The 26330-nt window shown below is 62.2% G+C and carries 27 protein-coding genes; 5 read left to right on the top strand and 22 right to left on the bottom strand.

The genetic code is table 11. The annotated features are described in order from the left end of the window. Nucleotides 1-73: 73 nt before the first annotated feature. The 17 genes from BBDE_RS07085 to BBDE_RS11355 form a co-directional block, all read right to left on the bottom strand. A complete protein-coding gene (locus tag BBDE_RS07085; protein WP_003839552.1) occupies nt 74-787 on the bottom strand; it encodes a phage tail tube protein in 714 nt (237 codons plus the stop codon). Between the two features lie 13 nt (nt 788-800). After that, complete coding sequence (locus BBDE_RS07080) at nt 801-1175, bottom strand: hypothetical protein (protein WP_003839554.1); 375 nt, start codon at nt 1173-1175, stop codon at nt 801-803. A 2-nt stretch (nt 1176-1177) separates the two neighbouring features. Continuing rightward, nucleotides 1178-1441: a hypothetical protein gene (locus tag BBDE_RS07075; protein ID WP_003839555.1), complete on the bottom strand. Its 264-nt coding sequence runs from the start codon at nt 1439-1441 to the stop codon at nt 1178-1180. After that, nucleotides 1434-1766, bottom strand: a complete 333-nt coding sequence (locus BBDE_RS07070) for a hypothetical protein (RefSeq protein WP_003839557.1) — start codon at nt 1764-1766, stop codon at nt 1434-1436. Before BBDE_RS07070 ends, BBDE_RS07075 begins: the two co-directional genes overlap by 8 nt. After that, complete coding sequence (locus tag BBDE_RS07065) at nt 1763-2176, bottom strand: Gp19/Gp15/Gp42 family protein (protein WP_003839559.1); 414 nt, start codon at nt 2174-2176, stop codon at nt 1763-1765. Before BBDE_RS07065 ends, BBDE_RS07070 begins: the two co-directional genes overlap by 4 nt. A gap of 14 nt (nt 2177-2190) precedes the next feature. Then, the gene (locus BBDE_RS07060) at nt 2191-3075 is read right to left on the bottom strand and encodes a phage major capsid protein (protein ID WP_003839561.1); all 885 of its coding nucleotides are present in this window, start codon (nt 3073-3075) and stop codon (nt 2191-2193) included. 18 nt (nt 3076-3093) lie between these two features. Then, a complete protein-coding gene (locus BBDE_RS07055; protein ID WP_012902295.1) occupies nt 3094-3582 on the bottom strand; it encodes a hypothetical protein in 489 nt (162 codons plus the stop codon). A 104-nt stretch (nt 3583-3686) separates the two neighbouring features. Then, nucleotides 3687-4466, bottom strand: a complete 780-nt coding sequence (locus tag BBDE_RS07050; protein WP_003839564.1) for a VG15 protein — start codon at nt 4464-4466, stop codon at nt 3687-3689. Continuing rightward, complete coding sequence (locus BBDE_RS07045; RefSeq protein ID WP_003839566.1) at nt 4438-5871, bottom strand: phage portal protein; 1434 nt, start codon at nt 5869-5871, stop codon at nt 4438-4440. The genes BBDE_RS07050 and BBDE_RS07045 overlap by 29 nt, the downstream gene beginning before the upstream one ends. Before the next feature lie 15 nt (nt 5872-5886). After that, nucleotides 5887-7365: a terminase gene (locus BBDE_RS07040; protein ID WP_228369685.1), complete on the bottom strand. Its 1479-nt coding sequence runs from the start codon at nt 7363-7365 to the stop codon at nt 5887-5889. Then, a complete protein-coding gene (locus BBDE_RS07035; RefSeq protein WP_003839569.1) occupies nt 7295-7678 on the bottom strand; it encodes a phage terminase small subunit in 384 nt (127 codons plus the stop codon). Before BBDE_RS07035 ends, BBDE_RS07040 begins: the two co-directional genes overlap by 71 nt. 154 nt (nt 7679-7832) lie before the next feature. Further along, nucleotides 7833-8000 (bottom strand): HNH endonuclease family protein, encoded by a 168-nt coding sequence (locus tag BBDE_RS11695; RefSeq protein ID WP_407921653.1) that lies wholly within the window; start codon nt 7998-8000, stop codon nt 7833-7835. Between the two features lie 164 nt (nt 8001-8164). Further along, nucleotides 8165-8335 (bottom strand): hypothetical protein, encoded by a 171-nt coding sequence (locus tag BBDE_RS11430; RefSeq protein WP_003839571.1) that lies wholly within the window; start codon nt 8333-8335, stop codon nt 8165-8167. After that, the gene (locus tag BBDE_RS11425; RefSeq protein WP_003839573.1) at nt 8332-8502 is read right to left on the bottom strand and encodes a hypothetical protein; all 171 of its coding nucleotides are present in this window, start codon (nt 8500-8502) and stop codon (nt 8332-8334) included. The genes BBDE_RS11430 and BBDE_RS11425 overlap by 4 nt, the downstream gene beginning before the upstream one ends. 311 nt (nt 8503-8813) lie before the next feature. Next, the gene (locus BBDE_RS07030; RefSeq protein ID WP_003839575.1) at nt 8814-9569 is read right to left on the bottom strand and encodes a hypothetical protein; all 756 of its coding nucleotides are present in this window, start codon (nt 9567-9569) and stop codon (nt 8814-8816) included. Then, complete coding sequence (locus BBDE_RS07025) at nt 9566-9796, bottom strand: hypothetical protein (RefSeq protein WP_003839577.1); 231 nt, start codon at nt 9794-9796, stop codon at nt 9566-9568. Before BBDE_RS07025 ends, BBDE_RS07030 begins: the two co-directional genes overlap by 4 nt. After that, entirely contained in the window at nt 9786-10004 is a 219-nt protein-coding gene (locus BBDE_RS11355; RefSeq protein WP_003839579.1) for a hypothetical protein, read from the bottom strand. Before BBDE_RS11355 ends, BBDE_RS07025 begins: the two co-directional genes overlap by 11 nt. A gap of 351 nt (nt 10005-10355) precedes the next feature. Here BBDE_RS11355 and BBDE_RS07020 point away from each other — a divergent pair, with 351 nt between their 5' ends. From BBDE_RS07020 to BBDE_RS07010, 3 genes are all read left to right on the top strand, one after another. Further along, entirely contained in the window at nt 10356-11699 is a 1344-nt protein-coding gene (locus tag BBDE_RS07020) for a hypothetical protein (RefSeq protein WP_033488893.1), read from the top strand. A 913-nt stretch (nt 11700-12612) separates the two neighbouring features. Then, a complete protein-coding gene (locus tag BBDE_RS07015; RefSeq protein ID WP_012902292.1) occupies nt 12613-15441 on the top strand; it encodes a bifunctional DNA primase/polymerase in 2829 nt (942 codons plus the stop codon). A 64-nt stretch (nt 15442-15505) separates the two neighbouring features. Continuing rightward, the gene (locus BBDE_RS07010; protein WP_003839587.1) at nt 15506-15907 is read left to right on the top strand and encodes a hypothetical protein; all 402 of its coding nucleotides are present in this window, start codon (nt 15506-15508) and stop codon (nt 15905-15907) included. Between the two features lie 197 nt (nt 15908-16104). Here the strand turns inward: BBDE_RS07010 and BBDE_RS07005 are convergent, their stop codons facing one another. Next, nucleotides 16105-17307: a site-specific integrase gene (locus BBDE_RS07005; RefSeq protein WP_003839589.1), complete on the bottom strand. Its 1203-nt coding sequence runs from the start codon at nt 17305-17307 to the stop codon at nt 16105-16107. 304 nt (nt 17308-17611) lie between these two features. Here BBDE_RS07005 and acnA point away from each other — a divergent pair, with 304 nt between their 5' ends. After that, nucleotides 17612-20311, top strand: coding sequence for an aconitate hydratase AcnA (gene acnA, locus BBDE_RS07000; protein WP_003839590.1), 2700 nt, complete (start codon nt 17612-17614; stop codon nt 20309-20311). A gap of 105 nt (nt 20312-20416) precedes the next feature. Here the strand turns inward: acnA and BBDE_RS06995 are convergent, their stop codons facing one another. Together BBDE_RS06995 and BBDE_RS06990 are read right to left on the bottom strand one after the other, a co-directional pair. Next, complete coding sequence (locus tag BBDE_RS06995; protein ID WP_003839592.1) at nt 20417-21781, bottom strand: MATE family efflux transporter; 1365 nt, start codon at nt 21779-21781, stop codon at nt 20417-20419. Nucleotides 21782-21918: 137 nt separating this feature from the next. Beyond that, entirely contained in the window at nt 21919-22569 is a 651-nt protein-coding gene (locus BBDE_RS06990; protein WP_012902289.1) for a sugar O-acetyltransferase, read from the bottom strand. 189 nt (nt 22570-22758) lie between these two features. Between BBDE_RS06990 and BBDE_RS06985 the strand changes: the two genes are divergently transcribed. Next, nucleotides 22759-23709 (top strand): AraC family transcriptional regulator, encoded by a 951-nt coding sequence (locus BBDE_RS06985; RefSeq protein ID WP_012902288.1) that lies wholly within the window; start codon nt 22759-22761, stop codon nt 23707-23709. 79 nt (nt 23710-23788) lie between these two features. Here the strand turns inward: BBDE_RS06985 and BBDE_RS06980 are convergent, their stop codons facing one another. Together BBDE_RS06980 and BBDE_RS06975 are read right to left on the bottom strand one after the other, a co-directional pair. Further along, nucleotides 23789-25084, bottom strand: coding sequence for an ABC transporter permease (locus tag BBDE_RS06980; RefSeq protein ID WP_003839597.1), 1296 nt, complete (start codon nt 25082-25084; stop codon nt 23789-23791). Next, nucleotides 25071-26327, bottom strand: coding sequence for an ABC transporter permease (locus BBDE_RS06975; RefSeq protein ID WP_003839599.1), 1257 nt, complete (start codon nt 26325-26327; stop codon nt 25071-25073). Before BBDE_RS06975 ends, BBDE_RS06980 begins: the two co-directional genes overlap by 14 nt. Nucleotides 26328-26330 lie beyond the last annotated feature (3 nt).

Raw genomic sequence — 26330 nt, 5'->3', positions numbered from 1 at the left:
GCCCTATATGAAAAATCCCCAACCACGCCGGACACGAAAGGCGAGGTTGGGGAAGATTGACTGGTCAGCGGACTCAGGCGGTGGCTTCGGTGGAGGCCTCGCCGGAATCGGCGGCTTCGGTGGAGGAGTCGGATACAGCGGCCTTTTCGAGAGACGGCGCGGACTCGTCATCGTACACGGCGAGCCCGGCGGCTTCGGCCTGGGCGGACGTGCCGGTCGCCACCTTCGCAATGTACTCGTAGGCGGTGTTGCCGGCCGAATCCGGGTAGGCGGTGATGGTCGGCGTGTACACGATGGCATCGCCGTCGGCGTAGGACACGTCATCAAGGTCGGACACCTGGCCGTCCGGGATTACGATACGCTTCACGCGGTCGCCGGTCATGGCGAACTCGAACACGTCGACAAGATGCGGATTGTCCTTGGCGTTATGCTTGACCACGAAGGCGTCATCGGTGCCGGACACGTTGTCGGCACCGTACACGAACGCCATCACGTCCCTCGAGGTTTCGAGCATGCCGAACTGGAACGTTTCGGTCTTCGATGCGGTCACGTTCAGCACGGTGTCGCCGCCGAACGCGGTCACGGTGGTCGTATCGCGGTCGACGCTGTTCGTCACGCCGTCGTCGCCCAGGTAGCCGCCGTCCACGAAATTCTCGTCAAGGGCGGTCACGGCATCGGTCGGCACCGTGACCTTGGATTTGATGCCATACCAGAAGCCGCCCGCATAGCGGTCGTCTTCGCCATGCGGTTTACCTACAGAGACGTTATTGGCATTAGGTGCAGTCATGTCTTATCTTCTTTCATTTACTTCGACGCACAGCCGTATGAACCACCGCGTCGGCGGTTATTTGATAACGCGGCTGGGTTTCGTCGAGTGGGTAGTTATATATGGAATTAATAGAGAACGCACCCAAGTCGGCCAGTTCGTAAACGCGGGGGAGAACCACGTCGACGAGCATGTCGGCCAGTTCGGCGGCTTCGACGCTGGACTGCGCCCAGCATTGGATGGCCAGCTCGGGACGGTCGAGAATCTTCGTCCGTTCGCCACCGGTACGCTCGACCGACACGAACCTGTCGGGACGGTCGGCGGGAACGTCGGTAGACACGGGAATCTCAGCAAGCTCAGGCTGAGCGGAGAGCCATTGGACAAGCTCGCACTCGAAAGGGATAGCCATACTCACCCCCTTCCGGCGCTGAGCGCCTTGAGTAGCGTGTTGTGTTTGGCGTTGGAACGCTTGGAGTAAATGTCGGCGGGATACACGGCGCCATGAGGACGGTCGGTCTTGATTACGTCGCCCTTATAGCCCGAAGCTCCATACATGGAGTTCGCGGCGTTGGTCACGCGATCCACCCTCCGCTGTATTTCAGCCTGGACCTCGGGTGAATTGAGAATCGCCATGACGGCCTTGGAGTCAACCTTGATTTTGATGCCATTAGCCATCGCTTCTAAACACCTCCACAAGCATGTTCCATGCGGTCGGCGTCAGCCCGCCATCCACCCGCTGAGGGTCGCCGACGACCTTGTACCTGTCGCCGCGCACCATGACGGAACAGCCACGAAGGGCTTCGCCCGTGTAGGTGCGCGGGAAGGCAAGGTTCAGGTCGACGGTGATTCCGTCGGGGCGCTCGCCGCCCGCGTCGGCCGTCGTGGGCGGCGATACGAGCACATTCTCAACGGTTTCCTCAACCGTCCCATACACCGGGTTATTGCCCGCATCCACGCCGTTTTTAACCCGGCGCAGAACAGTGACGGATTCGCCTTTCATACGCCCCAACCTCCATACATGCGCGGCTGGGCATTGGCGGACGCGTCGACGGCGAACGCCTTCTGACGACGAAGGCCGAGCCGTTTGCGTTCAGCGGACGTCAGATACAGGTCGCCCATGGGATTGGAATAGGTGAACGATTCGGAGAACGAACCGGCCGTTTGCGAACTGTTCGTGACGCCCAGATGGTCGTCGTCCGTGGTCAGCTTGCGAATGACCATCGCGCACACGATGGCGCGAAGCGTACCGGCCGGGATTGAACCGACGTCAACCCCGGCCAAGGCGCACTCGTCGACGATGATGCTCGAGGCGTCATCCAACGCGGTTTGGGCCTTCGTCGTCATGGATGCGTCCACGACATGCCACCGGTTCTCCAAGTCGGCAAGCGAAGCGAAAACCTGGTCGGCCACGATTGGCCTCCTTATCAGGCCGTGGCCGGCTTCAGGACGGCCAGGCGCTTCGGGTCGAGGATTGCGTAGGAGAAGACGCACTCCGTACGGTAGGCGACCTGTCCGAAACGCTGAAGGTCGCCCGCGCCGTCGGGGTCGCCGAACGGGATGATGGACGCTTCAAGCGGGCGAGCGATACGCCACTTGATAGTAGCCCAGTCGCCCGCGATTGCCAGAACCTTTGGGTCGGTCTTGGCGAGCTTGCCGGCGACGTTGTTGGACGTGACGGCCGGGACGCCCTCGAGGGTGCCGGCGTTGAGGCTCAGCGGAATCTCCGGGTAGAGACGGCCACCGTCGGAGGTGCGGGTCTTGCGCAGGTCGCCCGCGAAGGTGCGGCTCAGCGCGATGCCGGTCGTGTCGGAGTCGGCCAGCGCGTCGACGAGCGCGTCGATGTCGTCCACGGCCTTGCCCGTGGAAGTGACCGAGGTCGCGGACTTGTTCAGGGCGGTGTAGCCCGTCAGGGTCGCCCCGCCGAGCGGGTTGACGGCATGCAGGATGACGTAATCGAGCGCTTCGGCGGTCGCGCCCACCTGGTCGGCCTGAATGGCTTCGATGATTGCGAGCTGGTCATCGGCGTCAGCCCAGGACAGTTCGCTGGAAACGCGGGTCGTGGTCTGGACCTTGAACAGCTTGCCTTGAACCGGGGTGATCGCCACGTCATGCGCGGACTTCTGCGCACCCTCGGCCACGACCTCGGACCGGGCGCCGCCGGTGAAATAGTTGTACGCGTCGTTGTGGTAGCCGGTCAGCGCGTCGGCCGGGGAGAACGAGGCGACGACGGAGTTGTCGTGCAGTCGGCTCGCTACGGCCGTCGTGACGGTGGTGGGGAGAGTGACCTTGGTGGTATCAAGGGTTGCCATGGGATATGCCTCCTTGGGCTAGTGGCGAGGTCCGAACAGGGCCGTACAGATTGCCTCCGTGGCCGGGTCGGGCGTGGTGTTGTGATTGTTGGGGGTTCCGGCCGGATTGGCGAAATGCGGCGCGGTTGGGCGGGACTTAAGGAACTCGGCCAGTTTGACGGCGGACGCCTTGATGGCGTCCTCGGTGTCGCCGGTCAGCAGGTCGGCGGGAATGCCGGTCTCTTTCTCGGTGGCCGCCTTCCAGCCTGCGATTTCCGCGTCGTGCCTGTAGGACGCGAGCGCGGCCTCGGCTTCGTCGGCACGTTTGGTCGCGGCGGCGAGCTTTGCGTCGGGCTTGGCGGCCTTGAGTGCGGCGAGTTCTTCGGAGAGCTTCTGCACGTCGGCGTAATTCGCCTTCGAGCGTTCCTCCCACGTACGGGAGTGGGAGATGGCCTCCTCGTACTTCGCCTGCCAGTCGGTCTCCGGCGGCGTGTCCGGCTCGGTCTGAGAATCGGCGTTTTCGGCCATAATGGGTCCTCCTTCGCCCGTTTCGGGCATATTGGGGTTTCGCCCCGTGCGGGGCATAAAGCGCCTCACGTAGCCCGTTTCGGGCGTTGTGGGGCGTGAAAAATCTAATGAATGCGTCCATCCGTGCCCGTGAACAGTTCGGGATGTTGGGCGCGTAGGATGGCGAACGTCTTCTGCATTTTGCCTTGGGCGTCGCCCTCATAGTCGCCGGTCGCATTGGCCGCTTCGGCCCACATGTCGGCCATGGCTTCGGGGTCATACTCCTCGATGGCGGTGCCCCCGCGTTTGAACTCGGGGACAATCTCACACCGGTCGTTGGCGTGGGCGTGGAAGGAGGCGCTGTCGGCGGAGCGGTAGACGAACCCCCTGGAACAGAGCATGAAGCAGAACTGGCAGGTTTCGCCTCCGTTGGGAACGCGGCCGTAACGGACGCCATTGTGGTCGCGTTTGACGGCGCGGGCGACGGTGAGCTGGCCGTGGGCGTGAACGTTCCGGTCGACCAGCCCGTTCAGATACCGCAGATAGTTTTCGGGGTCGTAGGCTTCGTCTTCGGGAAACAGCATGTTCGCCTTCGCCCGAATCGCCTGCCGAAGCCGATAGTCGTCGTTGGGGTCCTGCTCGAACGGGTTGACCTCGAAATCGTCATCGAACCACCTCAGGCGAACCGTGTTGTACCATTCGGCGGCGGCCTGGCTGTCGCCGAGCCCGTACTTGTGCACGATGGCCTGTACGAGGTCGATCAGCGCGTCACGGCGCATTGCGGGCTCCATGCCGTCCGTTTCCGCCCATGCCTTGCCTAGTTCGCGCTTGGCGGCGGATATGACCGTCTGCTGGGCTTCCGCCAGGACATTGACGTCAGCCCTGTTTATCGTTGGCTCCGTCATCCACGTTTCCCTTCGCTACGAGCGCTTCCAGAAGGGCGGCACCCTGCTGCCGGTTCATGTCGGCCTTGAGTGTTTCGATTTCCGGTCCGGTCAGTCCGAGACGGCGCAATCCGACGTTGCTGGTCGCGTAGGCCGCATTGACGCCGGCGATTTTCACATACGCGTCGGCGCGGGCCGCGTCGCTGATTTCGCGCGTCGGCATCCACTGCGCTCTGACGGTAAGGTCAGCCGGTGGCTCGCCTAGTCCATCACGCAGGCAGACGGCCATACGTAGCAGCTCTTCGATACGCGCGCCAAACAGCCGGTTCTGACGGTCGGCGCGTCGCGTAAGCCGCCGTTCGGCGGCCGCCATGGCTTCGGCGCTCGTCGGATTCGTCAACGTGATGCCGAGCGAATCCACAGGCAGATCGGTGTCGGAGGCGAGTAGCAGGGCGATGGTTTTCAGCATGTCGGCATGCGGTGTCATGCTCGCCTGCTGCACCTGCTGCATGGTGGGCTTTTCGCCCGTTTCCTCGTCCACGCCGATGCCGTTGATGGCGCTGATAAGATTCGACCATGTATCGGCGTCGAATGCATCACGATTGGCACCCAGAAACCACAGCTTCGGAACCGAGTAGAACTCGGCCGTGGCTTCCATGCGAACCATCGTGCGGAACGCCATATCGGTGGCGCTCATGACGACCGGTGTAATCCGGCTCACACCCAACGGGCGGCTTAGCTGCGGGTCGCTGACGAACGGCACCACGGTCGGTGTCGGCCAATTCGTATCCATCCGAACTGCTTTCCAGATGCCGGCGATTTTGACGAATTCATAGCTGCGGTAGGGAAGAAAGACATTGTAGGAGGTGACTTCGCCCTTGTCGGTCGCGTCCGTAATCGTCAACGCGCCAGATAGGCGGCTGGTGGCGCCGTCCCACGTCGCGGCGGAGAGTTCCGCCGAACGCGGCGTGAACAGCACGCTGCCGGGTCGATTGCCGGCCGTAATGGTCAGGAACGAGCAGCCGTAAATGTAGGCCGACACGATAGCCTCGTCCACGGCGAGCGTGTCGGCCAGTTGGCGGCTCAGGCCGCCAACGTCGTACGGGTCGTCAAGCCCCGTGTCCACGCCGTCGAAGACGGACAGGTCGGCGAGCGAACGAACGGCCTTCGCCGGCCAGCCCACGCAACTGCGGACGTTCGTGGCGATGACGCGCGGCACGCTGATGCCGAAATCCTTCAGGCTGTTGTGGGCCGTGTAAAATCCCATTCGAATGAGATTCTTGGGGTAGTGGTCCTTCCATACGGTAATCAGCCGTGCGATGGCGTCCACGTCCTCGCGGTAGACTCCCTCCACGTTCGCAGGTACGGCAAGACTGCCCGTATTGATCGGCGTGGAGCGTGCGGTATCAAAAATGGTCTGAGTCATGCGGACTCCTTGTGATTAATGCCATGCCCGCTGCTTCCTTCCTGGATGCCGTTTGGAGGTGCGGGCCAGTCCATAGGCCAACGCCAACGCCTCCAAAGGGTCGGTGTCGATGTTTTCCCGACTCGGCTCATACCCGAACAGGCCGGAACGGCCGATGGGGCGGTGCTTCGCGTAGGATGCGGCCGTGTCGATGATCGGCTGGCTGAACTGCGTCAGAGCATGCTGCTGGACGGCCTGCTCGAATCCAACGATGCTCTCGCCGACCGTTCCCGCGTTCGGCGTGCGGAGAAGGCGCTGATATACGCCGGCGTCCAGCAGTGCCTGGGTCAGCGTGGCCGAACCGGAGCGCCCGTCGACGGTGACGCCAAGACTGCTCTTCCAGCGGGGGCCTCCATGCGCGGGGTCTTCGCCGGTGAGGAAGTCCACAAGCCAACCCACGCCGGCCTTCATACTCCGATAGTCGACCAGCTCCACATGCGGGGGCGTACCCTCGGCTTCGGGGCGTAGGCAGGCGGCGAGCGAGACATGCGAGCCGTCGAAGCCGAATTTCACCGCGTAGGCCGCGTACCCGTCGGATGGTGGCGTATTGGTCGAGCATTCCGCCCAGTCGGTTATCGGATAGTCGCTGTCGCTGTCCGTGTGGACGTCCCACCAGCCGAGCCGTTCGCGTGCAAAACTCTCGGGGCTGAACGAGGCGGCCTCGGCTTCGATGACCTCCTCTTTCAGCCGGATACCCAACGCCGGGTTCACCCTCCGCCACCGTCTGCGGTCCAGCGGGTCGCCCACGGCATCCACGGCCCATTCGAGCCATGCGAGACGTGCCGGCGGCGCGTCGGAATGCGCGGCCTTATACATGCGGACAAGTACCGTGCCGGGACTCGTCGGCGGCGTCGGCGTACCCATGAACAAGGTCTGCGGGTCGCCGGACGGCGCGGCCGAAATCACCGGCCGAAGCGCCTCCAGCTGTTCGTCGGTCAACTCCTGCGCCTCGTCCAGAGTGAGATCGTCGCAGGTGAAGCCGCGCCCGGAGCTCTTGCTTCGGGCGATGAACTCAATCGAACCGCCGTTTTTCAGGACGATGGCTTCCTGGCCGTTCGTCTGGCGGATATATCGAACCAGAGCTTTCAGCTCGGGGTAGTCGGCGTTGTCGAAGTATTCCTGCATGCGCAGGAAATGCCGTCGGGCCGTTTTGACCTCGTGGGCCGTGTGGAGAATCCTACGCCCCTGCACGGCCGCCTTGTACAGCTCGGCCTCTTCGACCAGGCCGTTCTTGCCATTCTGTCGGGGTAGGACCACGACCGCATCGGTGGCGAGCAGATGGCCTTGGGTGTCGGTGGCGAGCCAGTCCTTCAGGACGATTCGCTGCCACGGGTCGCATTCCATGCCGTAGGCGGCCGCCAACGCCACGCAGTCATCGGCGTCGTCATGCCTTGCCGTTTCGTTTCCCGGAGGGACGAGCCGGAACGTCGGCTGCTGGTTTGCTTTCAATGCCACGACGCTCCACCCGCCTTTCCGTAATCCTTTGCAATGGCGTTTCCGTCACCTTCTCGACGGCGACTTCGACCGTGTTCTTCTCCGGCCGTGCCGCAGGGGTGATGCCAAGCGCCTGTTCGCGCTGCCGGAGCTCCTGTAGGTACTTCAGCTCGCCGCCGTTCCAAACCGCGTCATGCAGAAGGGCGGTATCGAGCGCGAACTGCCAGTCTGCCGCGGTCCAGCCGTCAACGCCGGGGACGGAGCCCAGAGAGGCCCACCATGCGCGCGTCTGCTCGCCCCAGGCGACCTCGTGGGGGAGTTCCGGCTGTTCCATGAAAACCTCCAGAAAAACTCGGGGGGATACGTAGCCCTTTGACACGGGGGTGGGCTGGCATCCGGGCTTGGGTCCCGTCCCCTGGGTCGGAGACGAAGCCGAAGACTTGAGTCGCCTTGACTCAGGTTTTGTCATTTATGTCGTGTGTGTCGGCTCACCACGCCCTTGAACGTTTGATGGGCATGGCGCTCTGCTGTGCCGACGGCGAGCGGGCGGCGAGTGAGCGCATGTCGCGGTTGCCGCGACGCTCGTTGCACAGGCGGTGCGACGGCGCGCAGTTGGCGTAGTCGTGCGGGTCGCCGCCCTTGCTGACCGGGCGCAGTTCGTCTATCTCGAACGCGTACGGATGTCGTGCGGGCAGTCGTATGTCGATGGGCTGGCCTCACAAATGGCAGACGGGGTGGCCGCCGGCCTCGGCTATAAGCCGGGCCTTGATACGGGCCCGGGCCGCGCCGTTCTGCCGGCGTGGGTTGGGGCGGGGGCTGGTCATTCGCCACGCCAGGCGGCGGCCCAATGGCCGGGAGCCCATGTCGCCAGCGTCTCGCTCCGGTCGCCCCATATAATGAGACGGCCTTTACGGTCTACACGGAAGCCCCGGGCGGACTCATACTCCTGCACCGCCGTATCGGGCAGGGAGGGACGGGCGTATACGCTCATCGCTTGCCTTCTTTCTCCAGTCGGCGCAGTTCGCGACGGGCCTGGCGGATGGCGCTGTCATACATGAAGTAATCGAGCGTACCGATGGACGTAACGAGTCCATCCTGAGCTTCGATGAGGTGCCTTGTCCAGTAGCGCTTTCCCTCGGCGATATGCGATTCGTCCATATGGCACTCCTTTATATATATGCGACAAATGGCCGCTTCGACCCGCCGGCGGGGAAGGAAAGGGAAGGACCGGCGGCGGGGAGCGGCAATGGGTGGCGGAGCCATGCTCTACGCCTCCCTTGCCCCTTTTCGGGGCACAATACCATCATGCGGCCGTTGCGCCCCCAAAGCCAGTTCGCGCGGCTCAGGCGTGGCATCGCGCACCGCGCGGCACCGCGCCGTACCGCGCGCCGCCGTGAACCGCGAAAAAAGGCAGAAAAAAACAACGCCCCGTCCATGGCGAATGGAGGGGCGTTGACAGGGCGTCGATTCTACACCTTGGCGGTGTCGGCGACGAGCGAGTATATGGCGGACAGTTCGACGCGTCCGTCGGCGTCCGGCTCGAGCTTGCCGCGATGAATCCAACTGCGGACCGTGGCGGAAGGAAGGCGTACACCGGCGCGGGCGAAGATGCGGCTTGCCTCGGCCGGCGTCGCCTTGCCTTGCGGCGCGGTCATCGCTTCGACCGCACGGGCGCGGACCTTGGCCGACGTGGAGCGTCGGCCACACCGGCGGCAGGTGAGCGCATGGGAACCGCCGTCGGAGACGAGGGCACCCCCACACGCCTCGCACACGCCGCCGATGACGGCACGCTCCGTCGGCGGGTCGAGGACGGCGGCGGCCTGCCGACGCGCGGCCGTCCAAAGCTCAAGCCAGTAGGAGGCGTCGCCGTCCTCCCCGCTCATATGGGCGAGTCGGATATACTCGCCGCGTACGTAGAGCAGGGCGGCGGTAGGCGTGCTCGGACGGGCTCCGAGGGCGAGGGCGGAGGCGAACGCCGTGTCTTCGATGGTTCGCAGGGCGGCGAAGGCGCGGTCGTCGAGCGGCAGTGGCGCAAAGGCGGCGCGGGCATGGGGGGCAGCCTCGCGCGGCGTGGCGCTGGCCTTCCGTGCCGTGACGTCAGCCAGCGGCGAGCGCACCTCGTAGCAATACAGGACCGCAGCCCTGAGTCGGGACGTACAGCACGCGCAGAGTGCGTAGCCGGGGGTGGATGGCGATTCGCAGACGTGGCAGACGGATGTCTTCATCGTTCGTCCTCCTCGAGGGTAATGAGCGGAAGCGTTGGGTCCTCCATGGCTTCCATCAGCCAGTTTTCGTCCTTGATATGTCGGCGCATGGTCTCCGCTCCCTGCGCCTCGAAGCCGCAGATACAGCGATGAATCGGCGTAAGACTGAAGCCGAAGCCGGGACCGCCGAGATGCCTCGCCGCGTACAGCGCGGGCGGAGTGGAACACGAGGTCTCTTCATGAAGCATGGCGGGGCTCCATTCCGTACAGCCTATGGTGGCGGCGGCAGTGGCGCGCATGGCAGACGATGGCATCGGCGAAGGTGGCGACGGCGGCGAGTCCCATCAGGGCGAGCAGAGGGAGGCGGGCCGTGGGATTGTCCATGGCGAGCGGAGCTAGGACGATGGCGGCGACGGTGAATGCGGTCGCCAAGGTCGATACGATTACAGTTCTCATGCCCGAGAACTATGCCGACAAGCAAGTGGAAAAATGTAGTCATCTGTAGTTGGAAGGGTGACTACAAATGCCGACAAGCAGAATGGCGGAATACCGCCATTTCTAGGCCCGTTTTCAGAAATGTAGTTAATGTAGTAGCCTTTTTTTAAGAAGAAGGCCGTAAAAGAGAGCAACCCCTCAAAAAGGCTACTACATCAACTACATCCCTCTTTTTGGTCTCAAGAATGGCTATTTTCCGCCGTTTTCAGGCCCTCATTTTGTAGTTACCCCTTCCAACTACAAATGACTACATTGACTACATTTTTTCCCTGTCCGCACACAATTCCTTCACAATGCCGCATAGAAGGCAGCATGTGCAAGACAAAGCCCAATCCTCGCCCGGTTTCCCTAGCCTCACTCCGGGGCCTTTCGTCGCCCGCCATTGCCACCGCCGACCTTGTCCAACTGCTTGTCTCGAACGATGAGCCATGGTCCGCCCGTCTCGCCCATCTCGCAGAGCTCGGTGTTGACATCTCACCTGCCCGTGCCCGAGAGCTTGCCTCGCGCCTGCATCGCTTCGGCGTATCCGCGTCCCGCGGGCATGTCGTGCCGCTGTCCGAATGGCTCGCCGCCCAGGAGGCTTCGCCGACACTCGTGGAGCAGACCGGCTTCGACTCCGAGCACTGGGCTCTCGCCCCGCGCCAATCGGGGTATGTGACCGACGCGGATGGAAAGCGCCGCAGGGTCGGGCTTATGGCCCGCGAGGCCAGCCCCGAACCGCAAGCCGTCGCCCGTCTGCTTGCGAGCGCCATGCCAGCGTGGGGGCCGACGCGCCCTCCGCAATCGTCCGGTGGGGCGTACTGCCTGTGTCTCGCCGATTTCCAGACCGGCAAGGCGGGGGAGGCTCGTGGCGGAACCACTGAACTTGTCCAGCGCGTCCGCTCGATCGTCGAGCAGGCTCGGCAGGAGGTCGCCGCCGAGAAGCCCTCCGAGGTCTTCATCTTCGAGCTTGGCGACGTGTGCGAGAACAACGCGAACCATACCAGCCAGAGCCAGCTGGCGGCGAACGACCTGAGCCTGGCCGAACAGCTCGAGGTGTGCGCCCGCCTTCTGCTGGAGGCCGTCGTTGCGCTCGCCCCGCTCGTCCCTTCCCTCACCCTCGTGTGCGTACGGAGTAATCACGGCGAGGAACGGCGAGGAGGCCAGACGGTCGGTCGTGGCGACTTCGGCGTCCTTGTCGGTCGCGTCATCGGGTTGGCGCTCGAACTGGCCGGAGCCGAATGGGCCTCCCGCGTGCATGTCGTGACACAGAACGCCCTCGAGACCGGTGTCGGGGTCCGCGTGGAAGGCGTCTCCGTCGCGGCCTTCCATGGGCACTACGCGAAGAGCGAGCGCAACATCCCGGCATGGCTCGCACAGCAGGCAGGCGGATACGGCGATGGTGCCGGTTCCTGCTTCAAACGGGCGCAGGTCGTACTTCACGGCCATTTCCACCACCTCGCCATCGAGCAGAGCAGGGGTCGCCTTATCGTCGGATGCCCGAGCCTCGAGGCCGGTTCCGCCTGGGTGGAGCGCGCACAAGGGGAGTACGGCGAGCCGGGAGCCGTCGTAGTCCGCATCAACTCGGGGCACGTCAGAGGGCTTGAGTTACTGGCGCCGACCGCCGGCATGGCGGTAGGCCGCGCCGACCCGCACGCCTGCAAAAACGTCTACTGATTCGTGCTGTTGCGCGCCGTTGCCGACATCTGCGAAAAACGGTGTTTTACAGCCCTGCCGACGGGTGGCGTCACTTCGTCCGAGACCCCGTAAAAGCCCGTGCAGACGTCGTTTTTAAGGCGTGACGACGGGCTGTAATCGTGTTCGGAAAATCGGCGAAAAGGCGCGAATCTAGGCACCTGCGGACGGGGCGCCGTACTCCGTCCGCAGACCCGTAAAAGCCCGTGTAGCCGCATGGGCCAAAGACGAACACCTGGTACGGGAAGATTATGGAAGGGCTTTTGTAAAAGACTTTTGATGTATGTAGACGTTAAATGGACGCTATGTATATATATAAGGTAGCGGCTACACGATGCCGCATATGAAGCCCGTGCCCGTCCTTCTAGTTCCGCTTGACATCGGCCCGAAAATGTGATGCAGGTCGGGCATCCGTGACCGCATCAAGGCCGACATGGGGCAAAAAACCGTCATTTTCCGCCGTTTCCTGCCCCGTGTCTGTCTCTGATACGGTCGCATCGCTTTCGTGCATTCGCATCGCTTTTCTTGCATTTGCGTGCCGATGGGGTCATTTTATGGACGCGACACGCCGAAGGGGAAAAGAAAAAAATATTTTTTCTCGTCCCGTCTGTGCCCTTCGGAACTCTGCCTGAAACCCCCTAAATCCCCGCGTAGCCGTCGTTTTTTGCCGCTGTATCCCATGCCGTCGAGCCAAAAAATCCGCTTTTTCCGGCTTCTGACCGAAGTTTTCGGGGGTATGATGACATCACCGATAAGACAGGGGTGCCGATACCCCTTCACGGAAGGGGGAAAATGGAGCTCGTGCGCGACGCATAGAACCACAACGAAAATAAAAAGCTCAGGTCAGTTACCAGCTGCCTGAGCTATCCACCGGAACCGTATAGAAAGAACTCCGATGAACATTACTAACACTATACCACTACAAGCCACCACCATCGACACGGCCGTTTTCGAGCGTGTCCGAGATGCACTTCTGACAGTCCTGCCGCATTGCAAGACCACAGCCCATCGCAACGCCCTCGAAAACGCCGTGCGTAATGCCCGGCCGACCAACGACCTCGCGGCCAACCCTGGCTTCTTGCACTCCGTCCTGCAAGGCGAGCGCGAGGATGCGGCCGGTGTCGACATGCCCGGCGACCCAAAGACGCTCTCGCCCGGCGAAATCGACGCGCTCGCCGAAGCGCTCGTCGGCGACCTGCGTGTCCTGCCCGCCCAGGAGGACGGCCGCGCATTCCTTTTTCGCCGCGCTTATGACGCCGATGGCTACACGACGACCTCCATTCCGGCAAGCTGGGTGCCGCTCGGCTCGCCGGAGGCTTTTTACAATTGCGCGCCGACTGGCGGCCCCCGCGCCCATAATTTGAAGACGCCGCTGGTTCGCGGGCTGTTGGCGGCCGGCCAGGAAATCCACCGAGGGGTACGCATCACGGCGACGGACGGCGTTGTCGCCGCCGCCTATTACCCCGCCGCCAGGGCGTATCGCCTCTGGCAGTGCCGGGATGGTATCTGGTATCGCACCGAAGGCGAAGGCCAGGGCATCGACGGCGGCGCCGAAGGAATCACGGGCCGCGCGGCCGTCACCAAGGTGGAGGACGCCGCCGAGCTGGAGTTCCTCTCCTGCCCGCTCACTCTCACCGAGAGCGTGAGCCTTTCGCTCGAAGAGGTAATAGCCGTTCAGCTCGAAGCCGCCAAGCTGGCGGGGCTCTGGACGGACGGCAGCGCCGACGCCATGCGCAATCTTATGCTGTGCTGGGGCGCGCCGATCATGAGCTCGCACCCTGAGAAGCTCTATTGGCTTTCCGGCCAGGGCGGCACGGGCAAGTCCCAGATGAGCGCCGCACTTGTCCGCCTGTACGGCGGGACGACCGCCAGCGTCGAACTGCTCGCCAAGCCCGGCAGCATGAGCGCAGAGAATCTCATGTACAACCTGCAGAAGGCCAACGTGGGACTCTTTGATGAGGTCGGCGTCAAGCACTTCGACGATTACTGGCCGGCCGTCAAGACGCTCTGCACCGGCCTCCTGCCGTTTTCCCCTCGCCGTCGTGGCGAGGATGCGAGCGCTGATCTGGGCTGCCGCGTGACGCCGATTTTCACTGCGAACGTACTGCCACCCTTGGGTCAGTCCAGCGCGGACCAGCGCCGGGCTTGCATCATCGCCATGACCGGCCGCGGCTGGCCGGTCTTCCGTGAGCTCCGCGACGCCGGCCGCCTGTGGGCGCTCGCCCTCGCCGGCGCACTCGAGTGGGTGCTCTTCCGAGGCCAGCACGCAGCATCAAGCGTATGGGTGGACGCGGAAGGCCTTTCCGCCCAGGCCGTCGCGGTCGTGCAGGCCATACTCGAGTCCGAGCCGCGCAAGGCCGCCCCCGAAGGTTACGTGCGCGCTTCGGATATTCCGCATGGCGTGCAGTGCAGGGCTCTCGGTCTTGTCCGTAAACAGATGAGGCAGAAGGGCGAGGGTAGCAAGGACTACCCCGTAGCCTGTTGGCTCCCAGCCGCCGAAGGCGAGCCTAACCGCGCGCTTTGGCTCGCCACTGTGGCGGCGGTCAAGAGCACGACCGCAGACGACGGCGAGGAGGAACCGCCCCTGCCGCCCCTGACGCCGATGCCATCCCCCGAGCCGGTCACGCCATCCCCGACGCCGGCCCCGACAGAGCCGGACGACGAGCTCGGCGCTCCGATTGACGACCTACTGTCGAGCCTTCTCGACGAAGTGCCGGCATCGGCTCCCGCAGAGTCCGACGACGAAGAGGGTGCTCCGATTGACGACCTACTGCTGAGCCTTCTCGATGACGCGCCGGCCGAGCCGGCCGAATCGCTTACGCCGACCAGGCTGGCCGAAGCCGAGGCGCGCCTTCGCGCCGCCGGTGTTCATGGTCAAATCATTCCCTGCGTGGGCGGTGCGGACTACGCCGAGGCCAAGCGGCCGCTGGTCAGCTGGAAGGCCGCCGAGACCAAGGCCGAGGCGCACCCCGACAAGTTGGAGCGGTTCGCTCCCGTAACCTCGAGCGTCGCCGCCATCGTCCTCAGCCCCAAGCAGATTGCGGTCGACTTGGACATCCCGAAGGGTGAGGATAGCGAACTGCCGGAAGGTGAAGCCCTCCTTGCCCGTCTTGTGCCCGAAGCCTTCGACGCGGCTCGCGCCGTCATCACCACCGGCTCGGGCGGCCGGCATCTGATTTTCGACGCCCCGGCGGGCCTCGAGTTCGTCAACCGCGCCCATCCGCTGGCCGGCCGGCCAGTGTACAAGGACGGCCCGACGTACGCGAACGGCGTGCCGATTGACCTTCGTACCTCCAGAGGTTATGTCGTGATGGCCGGCTCCGAAGCGGCGGGACGCGCGTGGAGCATCGACTCCGTGACATCCAGCCCGCTCGAGCCGCACCCGATGCCGCCAAGCCTGGTCGACCTGCTCGACCGCCTCGGGTTCGTCCGGCACGAGGACCGCGCGGCCGCGATTCTGGCGGACTTCGCCCCCAAGCGCCGCGACCCCTTCATGGGTCTGTTGAAGACCGGCAACGGCCAGCCCGACCTGAGCCCGGTCGCCGAAGGCAGCCGCAACGACACCATCCATGCGCAATGCTACGGACGGCACGTCAACCATGCAGACGAATGCGCGCGCATCGACCGGGAGACCATGCAGCGCGCCCAAGCGTCCGGCCTGCCGGAGGACGAGGCCCGTTCCATCATCCACAGTGTCCACCGTACGCTCGGGCTCGGAGCCTGAGCTAATAGGGCCGGTCAAAGGTTGGCCGGCCGCATAGAAACCACACAAAGGAAAGGAAAATCCTATGAACAACAATGACATTCGTAACATCGTCGCGGAGGCGGCCAATGAATACACCGTCAAGTCGGGGCGCAAGCTGAGTGAGAAAGAGCTCGGGGAGTGCTTCGACCGGGCCAAAGCCATGGTGAAGCGCCGCACTTCCGAGCCCTCAGCCGAAGGCCTCCGGGTGTATTTGCTCATGATTCTCAACGCCATGCAGCCCGGAACGGCGGGAGATGACGGACTGACCGAAGAAGAGCGGCGGCAGAGTTACCGGGATACCCTCACCATGAGGAAGCAGCTTCGCCAGAATACCCTCGACCATGTTGCCTCCGTCTTGGGCCTTCCGCGCAGCGCTGTCCGTGTGGATGAGGACGGTGAGATCCACATCAGGGTTCCAAAGCCCGGAGAAAGTATCCTCTCCTGAGATTCAAGGCTCCGCCGAAAGGCGGGGCCTTTTCTCATGCCGGCGCGCAGGTGATGGTGGTCATGGCCCCGCTTTGGGCCGACTGGATTGTGGACGACTAGAACGCAAAAAGCCGCCCCGGAAAGCCGTTTTATGGGCCTTCCGGGGCGGCTTTTTGCCATAAGCGCATGAGAGGGCCGGGACGCCCTGTAAGGCCGTCAGATGGCCGTTTTTACGCCTTCCAGCTGGCCGGCGAGTTGCCGTGCGGCGGTGACGACCGCCTCCGTCTGGGCGTGCACGTACACGCCGTCCATGGCCGTGCTGGCATGGCCGATGATGCCGATTCTCGTCGCGTCCGGCACGCCAAGCATGGCAAGAATGGAATCGGCGGTGTGCCGCGCCGAGTGGGGTACGAGGTGACGCGTAATGCCCGCCTGTCCGCACGCTTTCGCCCATGCGGTGCGCTCCACGCCCTGCGACAGCGGCGCTCCGTTGGGGCGAAGGCAGAGCAGGGCATCTTCCGCCGCGTTCGGGTGCAGGCCGGCAACCTCGTTCCATGCTTCGAGCGCCGTGCCCAGCAGTGGTATCCATCGTTCGCCCGCCCGGGTTTTCGCCGGCGCGTACACCCAGCCGGCCTGTCCCGGAACCGGCGTAATCAGCGGACGGTCCTTGGCGGGCCACTGGTGGCCGGGCGCGGGGTGGGCGAGCTGGTGCCTTACGGCGATGCCCGGCACGCCGTCCCGTACCTCAAGCTCGTCCAGACATACCCCGTGCCGTTCGCTTTGCCTCATGCCGAGGAATGCGAGCGTCCACTGGAGGCGCCACGTGGGGTCGGTTTCGGCGGCGATGATGGCGGCCGCCTCCGCCGGCGTCGGTGCGGGGCGTCGTTCGCTGACGCCGACCGGCGGTTCGACCCCGGTGGCAGGCGAGTGGGCGAGCAGGCCGTTCACGACGGCGGCCGTCAGCGCCTCCTTCAGCATTTGCCAGTCGTTGAGCACGGTGCGATGTGCGTACTTTTCTTCGGCCTGGTCCTGCCATTGGGCGAGAAGCGCCGGCGTGATTTTGTCCAGGCGGGTCTGGCCTATCGAGCGGACGATGCGGCCCGTCGCGTTCCGGTAGGAGATTTGGCTGGCAGGGCGGAGCCGTTTTGTCTTCACTTCCAGCCAATGCCCAAGCCATGCCTCGAGGGTCGGGACCTGGGCGGCGGGCATCTGTCCGCACAGTTGGGCCTGGGCGACCTTCGCTTTGAGTTTCTTGACGGCGGCCGCTTTGCCTTGGACGCTTTTTGCTGTCAGACGGCGGCGAGCGCCGGTCGCGGGGTCGGGGGGCAGTTCCGCAACCGCTATCCATGTTCGGCCATCATCGAGTTGATAGACGGAGCCGCTTCCGCGTGGTCGTCGTGTTTGGCTTGTTTTCGCCATTCTTGGCCTCCTAGCATTAGGCGTGGACTTTTGCTGTTTCCGTGCGAAAGCGGGGTAGCCTATCGGTAGCCACGCGATGCTTGTTTTCGCGTGGAAACGGGCGTTTTCTGCTTCCGTTTTCGGCGGGGTTAGGGGAGGCCCTATGCGGAAAACGGCGGAATGACGCCAGAGAGCGGCGAGAGCGAAAAAAGTTGCGTATTATCCCATACTTCAAGAAGACACGCCAGAGCTGAATTAACCTCCCTGTATCGTTGACAACGGATAATCAGCTGTTGTTATACATCCAAGAAAGCTCGGAGGTAGCATGTCTGTGCGCGACGACCAGCTGGACACCCTGAAGGTGGACGGCAAGGATTACGACTATTACCGCATTGCGGATCTGCCGGGCATCGATCATCTGCCGTATTCGTTGAAGGTCCTCGTCGAGAACCTCGTGCGCAACATCGACGGCGCCAACATTACGGATGATCATGTCAAGGCCCTGTTGGATTGGGATCCGGCCGCACAGCCGAGTCATGAGATCCAATTCACCCCGTCCCGTGTGGTCATGCAGGACTTCACCGGCGTGCCGTGCATCGTCGACCTCGCCACCATGCGCGATGCGGTCAAGGAGCTGGGAGGCGATCCGGAGGTCATCAACCCGCAGGTGCAGTCCGACATGGTCATCGACCACTCCGTGCAGATCGACAAATACGGCGTGGCCGATGCGGTCGAACAGAACATGGACATCGAATATCAGCGCAACGGCGAACGCTACCAGTTCCTGCGCTGGGGGCAGCAGGCGTTCAAGAACTTCCGCGTGGTACCGCCGGGAACCGGCATCATCCATCAGGTCAACATCGAATACCTTGCCAAGGTCATCATGACCGCGGCCGCCGCAGACGGTCGTGAACTCGCCTATCTCGATTCCTGTGTGGGTACGGATTCGCACACCACCACCGTCAACGGCCTGGGCGTGCTCGGCTGGGGCGTTGGCGGCATCGAGGCCGAAGCGGCCATGCTCGGCCAGCCGATTTCCATGCTCGTGCCGCGTGTCGTCGGATTCAAGCTCACCGGCTCCATTCCGGAGGGCGTCACCGCCACCGACGTGGTTCTGACCATCACCGACATGCTCCGCAAGCATGGCGTGGTCGGCAAGTTCGTGGAGTTCTATGGCGAAGGCATCGCTTCCGTGCCGTTGGCCAACCGCGCCACCATCGGCAACATGGGTCCGGAGTTCGGCTCCACCTGCGGCATCTTCCCGATCGACGGCGTCACACTTGATTATTTGCGCCTGACCGGCCGTTCCGAAGAGCAGATCGCACTTGTCGAAGCGTACGCCAAGGCCAACAAGCTGTGGGGAGACACCACCGATCCGAACTACGTGGAACCGCAATATTCCGAATACCTCGAACTCGACCTCGGTACGGTCGTGCCGTCCATCGCCGGGCCGAAGCGACCTCAGGACCGCATCGTGCTGACCGAGTCCAAGGCCAGGTTCGCCGAGACCCTGCCGGATTACGAGACCGACAAGACCGTGCAGGAGCCGGTTGCCGTCTCCACCGACTTCCGTGGCGACTTCGACATCAAGAACGGTGACGTGGCCATTGCATCCATCACCTCCTGCACCAACACCTCCAATCCGTCCGTCATGATCGCCGCCGGTCTGATCGCCCGCAATGCACATGCCAAGGGACTCAAGCCGAAGCCGTGGGTCAAGACCTCGCTCGCCCCGGGCTCCCAAGTGGTGGCCGACTATCTGAAGGCCGCCGGCCTGCAGGACGATCTCGACGCGCTTGGCTACCAGCTGGTCGGTTTCGGCTGCGCCACCTGCATCGGCAACTCCGGTCCGCTACTGCCGGAAATCTCCGAAGCCATCAATGCCAACGACCTGACCGTCACTTCCGTACTGTCGGGCAACCGTAACTTCGAAGGCCGCATCAGCCCGGATGTCAAGATGAACTATCTGGCATCTCCTCCGTTGGTCATTGCCTACGCGCTCGCCGGTACCATGGACTTCGATTTCGAGACCCAGCCACTCGGCGAGGATACAGCCGGCAACGACGTATATCTCAAGGACATCTGGCCGACCAACGAAGAGGTCGCAGCCGTGGTCGACGGTACCGTCAGCCGTGAGATGTTCCTCAAGGATTACGCTTCCGTATTCGATGGCGATCATCGCTGGAAGGGCCTTGATGTGCCGGAAGGCGAGCTGTTTGCATGGGATGAGAATTCCACCTACGTGCGTAAGCAGACCTTCTTCGACGGCATGAAGGCCACCCCGGATCCGGTCAGTGACATTCATGGTGCCCGCGTGCTCGCGTTGCTCGGCGACTCCGTGACCACCGACCACATCTCTCCGGCAGGTGCGTTCAAGGCCACCAGCCCGGCCGGCAAGTATCTGACCGACCGCGGTGTCGAACCGAAGAACTTCAACTCCTATGGTTCCCGCCGAGGCAACCATGAGGTCATGGTGCGCGGCACCTTCGGCAACATCCGCCTGAGGAACCAGCTGCTCGCCTCCGTAGGCGAAGAAGTCACCCCCGGTGGTTTTACCTATGATTTCCTGGCCAAGAAGCCGACTACGATCTTCGAGGCATCCCGCGACTACATCAGCAACGACGTGCCGCTGGTTGTGCTTGCCGGCAAGGAATACGGCACCGGTTCCTCGCGTGACTGGGCCGCGAAGGGCACCGTCATGCTGGGCGTCAAGGCCGTCATTACCGAAAGCTTCGAACGCATCCACCGTTCCAACCTAATCGGTATGGGTGTGCTGCCGTTGCAGTTCCCGGCGGGTGAGTCCTATGAAAGCCTCGGTCTCGACGGTACGGAAACATATGACATTGCCGGCGTCGAGGAACTCAACAGCGGCTTCACCCCGAAGACGGTTCACGTTACCGCCACCCATGAGGATGGTTCCAAGACCGAGTTCGATGCGATCGTGCGCATCGACACTCCGGGTGAAGCGGACTATTACCGCAATGGAGGCATTCTCCAGTACGTCCTGCGTAATTTGATGAAGTAGGTGGGAACCTACCAGGGGGATGAGATCATCGGATTCCATCCCCCTTTTTCGTATGCTCGGCCCAATCGTGGCCGGTTCGCTCCATGATTGCTGCGGAAAGTTGGGTTATTGGCGGGTCACGTTGTTGATCCAGCGGTATTTGCGATAGTGGATCAGGGCGGGAATCATCTTGATGCATTCATCGGTATTGAGCAGTGCGTAGACCGCCAGCACCGGCAACTTGATTACGAAGGCGGATAGCAGACCAATCGGCACGACGATGGCCCACATGACGATCGCGTCGCAGACAAGACCGAATTTCGCGTCGCCGCCGGCTGGAAAAATACCTGCGATGGTCAGGTTGGTCAGGCATCCGCAGGCCGCATAGTATGCGCAGATGAGCAGCATGACCGACAGATAGTGCGTGGCTTGTGGCGTCAATCCAGCCCACCGCAATGCCAGAGGACGTACGGCGACGATCAGCAGTCCCGTGCCGACGCCGACCAGCGCCACCAGTCTGCATAGTCGATCGCCCATGATCCTCGCCTCTTCGAACGCATTGCGACCGAGCAGATTGCCGACCAGGATGCCACCGGCATTGCCGAGACCAAGACTTAAACAGACCAGCAGATCCTTGACGATATTGGCGATGGAATTGGCCGCCACCGCATCCGCGCCAAGATGGCCCATGATCACGGTGTACATGGTGAATCCGCAGCCCCACACCAGCTCGTTGCCGAGTACCGGCAGACTGTAATGCCAGAAATCCCGCTGAAGCATTACGTCCGGATGCAACATCATGCGCAACCGCAATCGTGGCCTGTCGTTTCGTGAAGCCACCGCAGCCGACCATATCAGCTCGATCGCGCGCGAAATCACCGTGGAGATCGCGGCTCCGAAAATCCCCAGTTCCGGCAGACCCAGCCAACCGTAAATCAGCATGGCATTCAACGCAACATGCACGATCACGCCAACCGTGCTCACCGTCATGCCAATGGTCGCGGCGCCGACGTTCTTCATCAGACACAGGTAGATCTGCGACAGGCCGATGAACAGGTAGGAGACCGACGAAATCCTCAGATACTGTGCACCGAGAGCGACCAGTGTGGCGTCGTTCGTCATGATCGACATCAGCGAATCCGGTAGCAGCAAGGTCGCGGCGAAGAACAGCAACGACAATCCACCGGCGTACAGCATGATGAACGCCAGCACCTTTTCCACCGCCTCCTTGTTGCCGGCGCCCCAATACTGTGCGACGAGAATGCTCATGCCGAGCGTCAATGCGGCAAGGCACAGGCTGAAGATGAACTGGAACTGCGTGGCGAGTGATACCGCGGACAGCTCATCCTGCCCGACCCCCGCCAGCATCAACGTGTCGGCACAGGACGAGAGCGCCAGCATAAGCTGCTGAAACGCAATGGGCAGGGCCAGCGTCATGGTCTGACGCAAAAAATCATGCCAAGTTGCAACGGCTCTCAAGATGGCCTCCATAAGTCGGAATGTGGGTGCGGCGGGTACGAAAAACGGCGCCGGAACATGAGGCCGTGGCAAGTCAGCCATATTCCGGCGCCGTACCATGCGCGGTCGTGATTCACGGGATGGCGGCAGCTGTCCGCCGTCCACTCACATCAGCTTTTGAGCGAATCCTTCCACGCACGGTATTCGGCGGCTTTGCCTTCCCAGTATTCACGGTCGGCATCCGTGATCCTGCGAATGACATGACATGGATTGCCTACGGCCACCGAATGTGAGGGGATGTCCTTGACCACCACGGAGCCGGCACCAATCACCACATCGTCGCCGATGGTGACGCCGGGACCGACGACTACGTTGCCGCCGAACCAAACGTCGCTGCCGATGGTGATGGGTCGGGCTCCTTCCGGACCGGAGGAACGTACGGCGGCGTCGATCGGATGATATGGCGTGTATAGGCCTACTCTTGGTCCGAAGAACACGCGGTCGCCGATGGTGATCTTCGCGACGTCGAGGAAGATGCAGTCCATATTGGCATAGAAGTTGTCTCCGATGTACGTGTTGCAGCCGTAGTCGCAATTGAACGGCGGTTCCAGGAAACCACCTTTGCCGAGCGAGCCGAACAGCTCGCGGAACAACTCCTCGCGTTCCTTGAACGCGTCGTACTTCGACGTGTTGATGGCCTGCACGAGGCGGCGTTTGCGCATGTTCGCGTCCTGCTGCTGCGGACTGTCGGCAACATACAGTTCACCGGAAAGCATACGTTCCCATTCGTCCTTTGCCGGCTGGCTGATGGTGTCCGCCATGATGATGCTCCTCCTGCGTCGTACGTCAATCGATTGATGGATGCTGAGTACCATTCAATGCCCTTGTCGTTCGGCGACACCGCATTTCGTTGTACTATCGTTCCTAGATTTTGCACTATTTACCGAATCGAGTTGGCGGAGCGTTGGATGAACCAATCTGAACGGGCAGAGCGTCTACCTTATGAATTCATGCCGATCACCGGCTGGGGGCGCCTGCCCAACGGCGCGGAAATGGTGCAATACGACGCGCCGATGTTCTTTTCATTCACCGAACACTCCTTATTGCACCAATATCCGAACATGCGTGCGGAATGCCATTGGCATATCGACCTTGAATTCACGCATATCATCCACGGTCACATGTGGTATTTCGTGAATAGCGAGGTCATTCGTCTTGAGGAAGGACAGGCGATTTTCGTCAACTCACGCCAATTGCATTATGGGTTCACCGAAGACGGCACCGACTGCGAATTCTCTTGTACGCTGCTCAATCCCGCACGTATGAGCGCTCCCACCGCAGTGTATGAGCGATTCGTGATGCCGTTGGTGACGGATGAGTCGACGCCCTACGTCGTCCTGAACCCCGATGATGTGCACGGAAGCGAGTTGATCGGCCGCATCGTGCAACTGCACGATGCGAAATTCGGACGACCGGATGGTATGAGGTCTTCGGCGGTAGGCGATATGACATTGGCGGATGACACTGCGCCATTGACCGTACTCAGCTGCTTCTATGCGATACTGCGTGAACTGACCGTGATCGCACGCGAGCGCGGCGATGACGGCATGCACGACCATGCCGGACGGCATCCGCATGTCGCCACACTCGCCATGATGGTCGATTTCGTGCAGCAGCATTACGTGCATCAGATCACGTTGGCGCAGATAGCGGCGGCCGGATTGGTGGGACGCACCACGTGTACCGCGATCTTTCGCGAGTTGCTCGGTCAGACGCCGATCGAGTTCGTCAATGATGTGCGCGTCCGCGCCGCCGCGGAACTGCTGACGACCACGCAACTGCCGATCGCCACGATCGCCGCCCAGACGGGATTCTCCTCGGCCAGTTTTTTCACACGCACGTTCCGTAGGCTCATGCACATCACGCCGTTGGCCTATCGCAACGGCATGCTCCGTTCCTGACGTTGCGATAGGCCAACGGCGTGGGACTGGCTGCCGATTGCGGTCGAGTACTCCGATATCGCGAATTCGATCGGCATCCTTACTTCGCCAGCTGCGTGGTCGCAGGGGAGGCCAAGGTCGGACGGGTGCGACGGATACGGCCCAGGGCCAGACCGAGGCAGACGAACGCTACGCCGAACAACGCCACCAGACCGATCGACGACGCCCATGCGCCATAGTCCACGCCGGTGTTCGAAGCCGTGCCGAGTCCGAACACGTTGTCGATGGACACGCACAGCCACCATCCCGGCAGCAGCTTGCCGATCATGATCATCGGGGCTGGCATCATGTCCACTGCGAACGACATGCCCGACGTGAACATGGTGAGCAGGCCGAATACGTTGACGAACCCATTCACGGCCATTTCGGAAAGAACGACCGATCCCAGCAGGAAACCGCAGGCGATGGCCATTAACGTATAGACCAGCAGCGAGACGAACGACAGTCCGACGTTGGCAATCGTCAGTCCTTCGAACGGCACTCCCGCCATCGTCATCAGCAGGAAGATCGCGGCGGTGTAGCCGATGCATACCAGCAGGCCGAACATGCAGCATGTGGCCACCTGCTGCAGTTCCAGCGATACCGAACGTTTCGGCGAGGCATAGAGTCGGCGGCGGATCTCGCTTTCGTTGAATGTGCCGATCACCAGGAACGTGCATATCGGCATGACCAGCAAGAGCGGATACAGGCCGGTTTTGATGGTGCTTGCGAATGCCGAGGCGGCCGGCTTGACGGTATCGGTATCGTTGGATGGCGCCTGGATGACGGCGACGGATGATTCCTTGATGTCTTTCTTCGCGATGTCCAATACTGTCCGTGCCGCATCGGACACGTTACGTGCGCCGGAGGGAAGTCCCAGATACGAGGTGCGTGTCAGCGAAAGAAACTCGTTGACCTTCAACTGTGCGAGCGAACCGGAACCGGAGGTGTAGCTCACCACCGTCTCGATGGCGGGCTGAGCGGCGGAACCGTCGGCCTCATTCAGATACCGCTGGTACCGTTCGGCGAATCCTTTCGGGATGATGGCGATCAGATCGACGTAGTTCGAGGCGACGGCCTGTTGTAACGATTCGTCGTCGTCCGCAATGTCGACGATTTCGCTGTCCGTCGACAGATAGGAACGCAGCGAGGATGCCAGGCCGTCGGCGTCTGCGTCGCGATCGATTATGGCCACTTGGGCGGCGCTCGGCTGATAGGTGGTGCTGTCCGCGTTTCGTGAGGCATGCATGATCTGCCAACTGATGCCCAACATCATCGCGCCGATCCATACAAGATAGATGATGACGTAAAGTTTGCGGGCATGGAGGATCCGCAATGCGGCTTTACAGGTATTCATAGCGTTGCCTCCTCAGGAAAGCGACCGCTGCTACCAGGCAGATCGCACTCATGGTAAGCAGTATGCCTATGGTTTTGAACAGCGGTGTGAAGCTGTCGTAGTAGAGAATGTCATAGAACAGGTTCGTGATCTGCTGGGCCGGGTTTATGAGGCTGAGCAATGGCGCATGCCGGGCGATCATATCGCTCAGGCCCATGGCGAACGAACCGTACAGTCCGGAAAAGAGCGACAGTATGCACGAGATTGCCGTGCACAATCCATGTTTGGCGCCGGTCGGCATCTTCGGCAGGGCTCCGATGAACATGCCGAATGCACTCGCGGAGAAGGATGCCGCCGCGCAGGAGCCGATCGCGGCCCATTCGCGCCCGCCGAGCGATATGCCGCATCCGAAGCGGATGTACAGCATCGCGACCGTCAGGCTTAGGAACGAGCAGAACCAGCTGGCCAGGAATCCGGCTGCGAGCTGTTTCCATTTGGCCAATGGTGCCACGGAACGGCGGACGCCCAGCGTCGACAGATTCGCCTGCGCCATCGTCACCGTGCTCACGGCGAAGGTCATCGCCATCAGTGCGGTCATGCCCAGCAATGCGTAATAGTAACGGGCGGTTCCGTCCGGTTTGAAGTTCGTGAGCTTCACTTCCTTCGTGTATCCGGATATCGCGCCGATGCTTGAGGTCAGTCGTCCGTCCATCATGGCCGTCGGGTTGGTGGCGAGAATGTCGGTAATGACCATGCCGGTACGGTTGTACAGGTTGACGATGTTGTTCAGCATGGTCAGCGAGATGCCCAGACCGCTGCTGTTGGCCATCACATCCGTGACGCTGCCCTGCGTGGATTCGCTGACCGCCATATGCAACCGGCCGCTGGAGTCGGCATACAGGTAGCCTTGCGCCTTGCCGTCGGCGAGTAGCCTGTCGGCGGAGGCTCTCGATGTCGTCGGGATGGCGTTGATGAGTTTCGGCATATCGCCGTCGTCGTCGACGACCTTGCCCGTCGTATCGGAGTCCGAAGAGCCCCCATCGGTCGAGATGCCGGCAATCAGCGTCTGCAGGCCCGGATTCGCCTTCCAGTCCGCGTCTTCGACCACCGCCATGTCGAAGGTGTGCAATGCGTAGTTTTCGGAGATGTTGCCGAACATCCCGTTGAACATGGTGGCCAGGATGATGGGGAAGGCGAACAGCCAGAATAACTGTATTTTCTGACGAAAATGCAGTTTCAACGTGATCAGTAACGTCTGCAACATGGT

The organism is Bifidobacterium dentium JCM 1195 = DSM 20436 (assembly GCF_001042595.1).
GTDB classification, from domain to species: Bacteria; Actinomycetota; Actinomycetes; order Actinomycetales; family Bifidobacteriaceae; genus Bifidobacterium; species Bifidobacterium dentium.
This window is presented reverse-complemented; position numbering and strand designations above follow the sequence as displayed.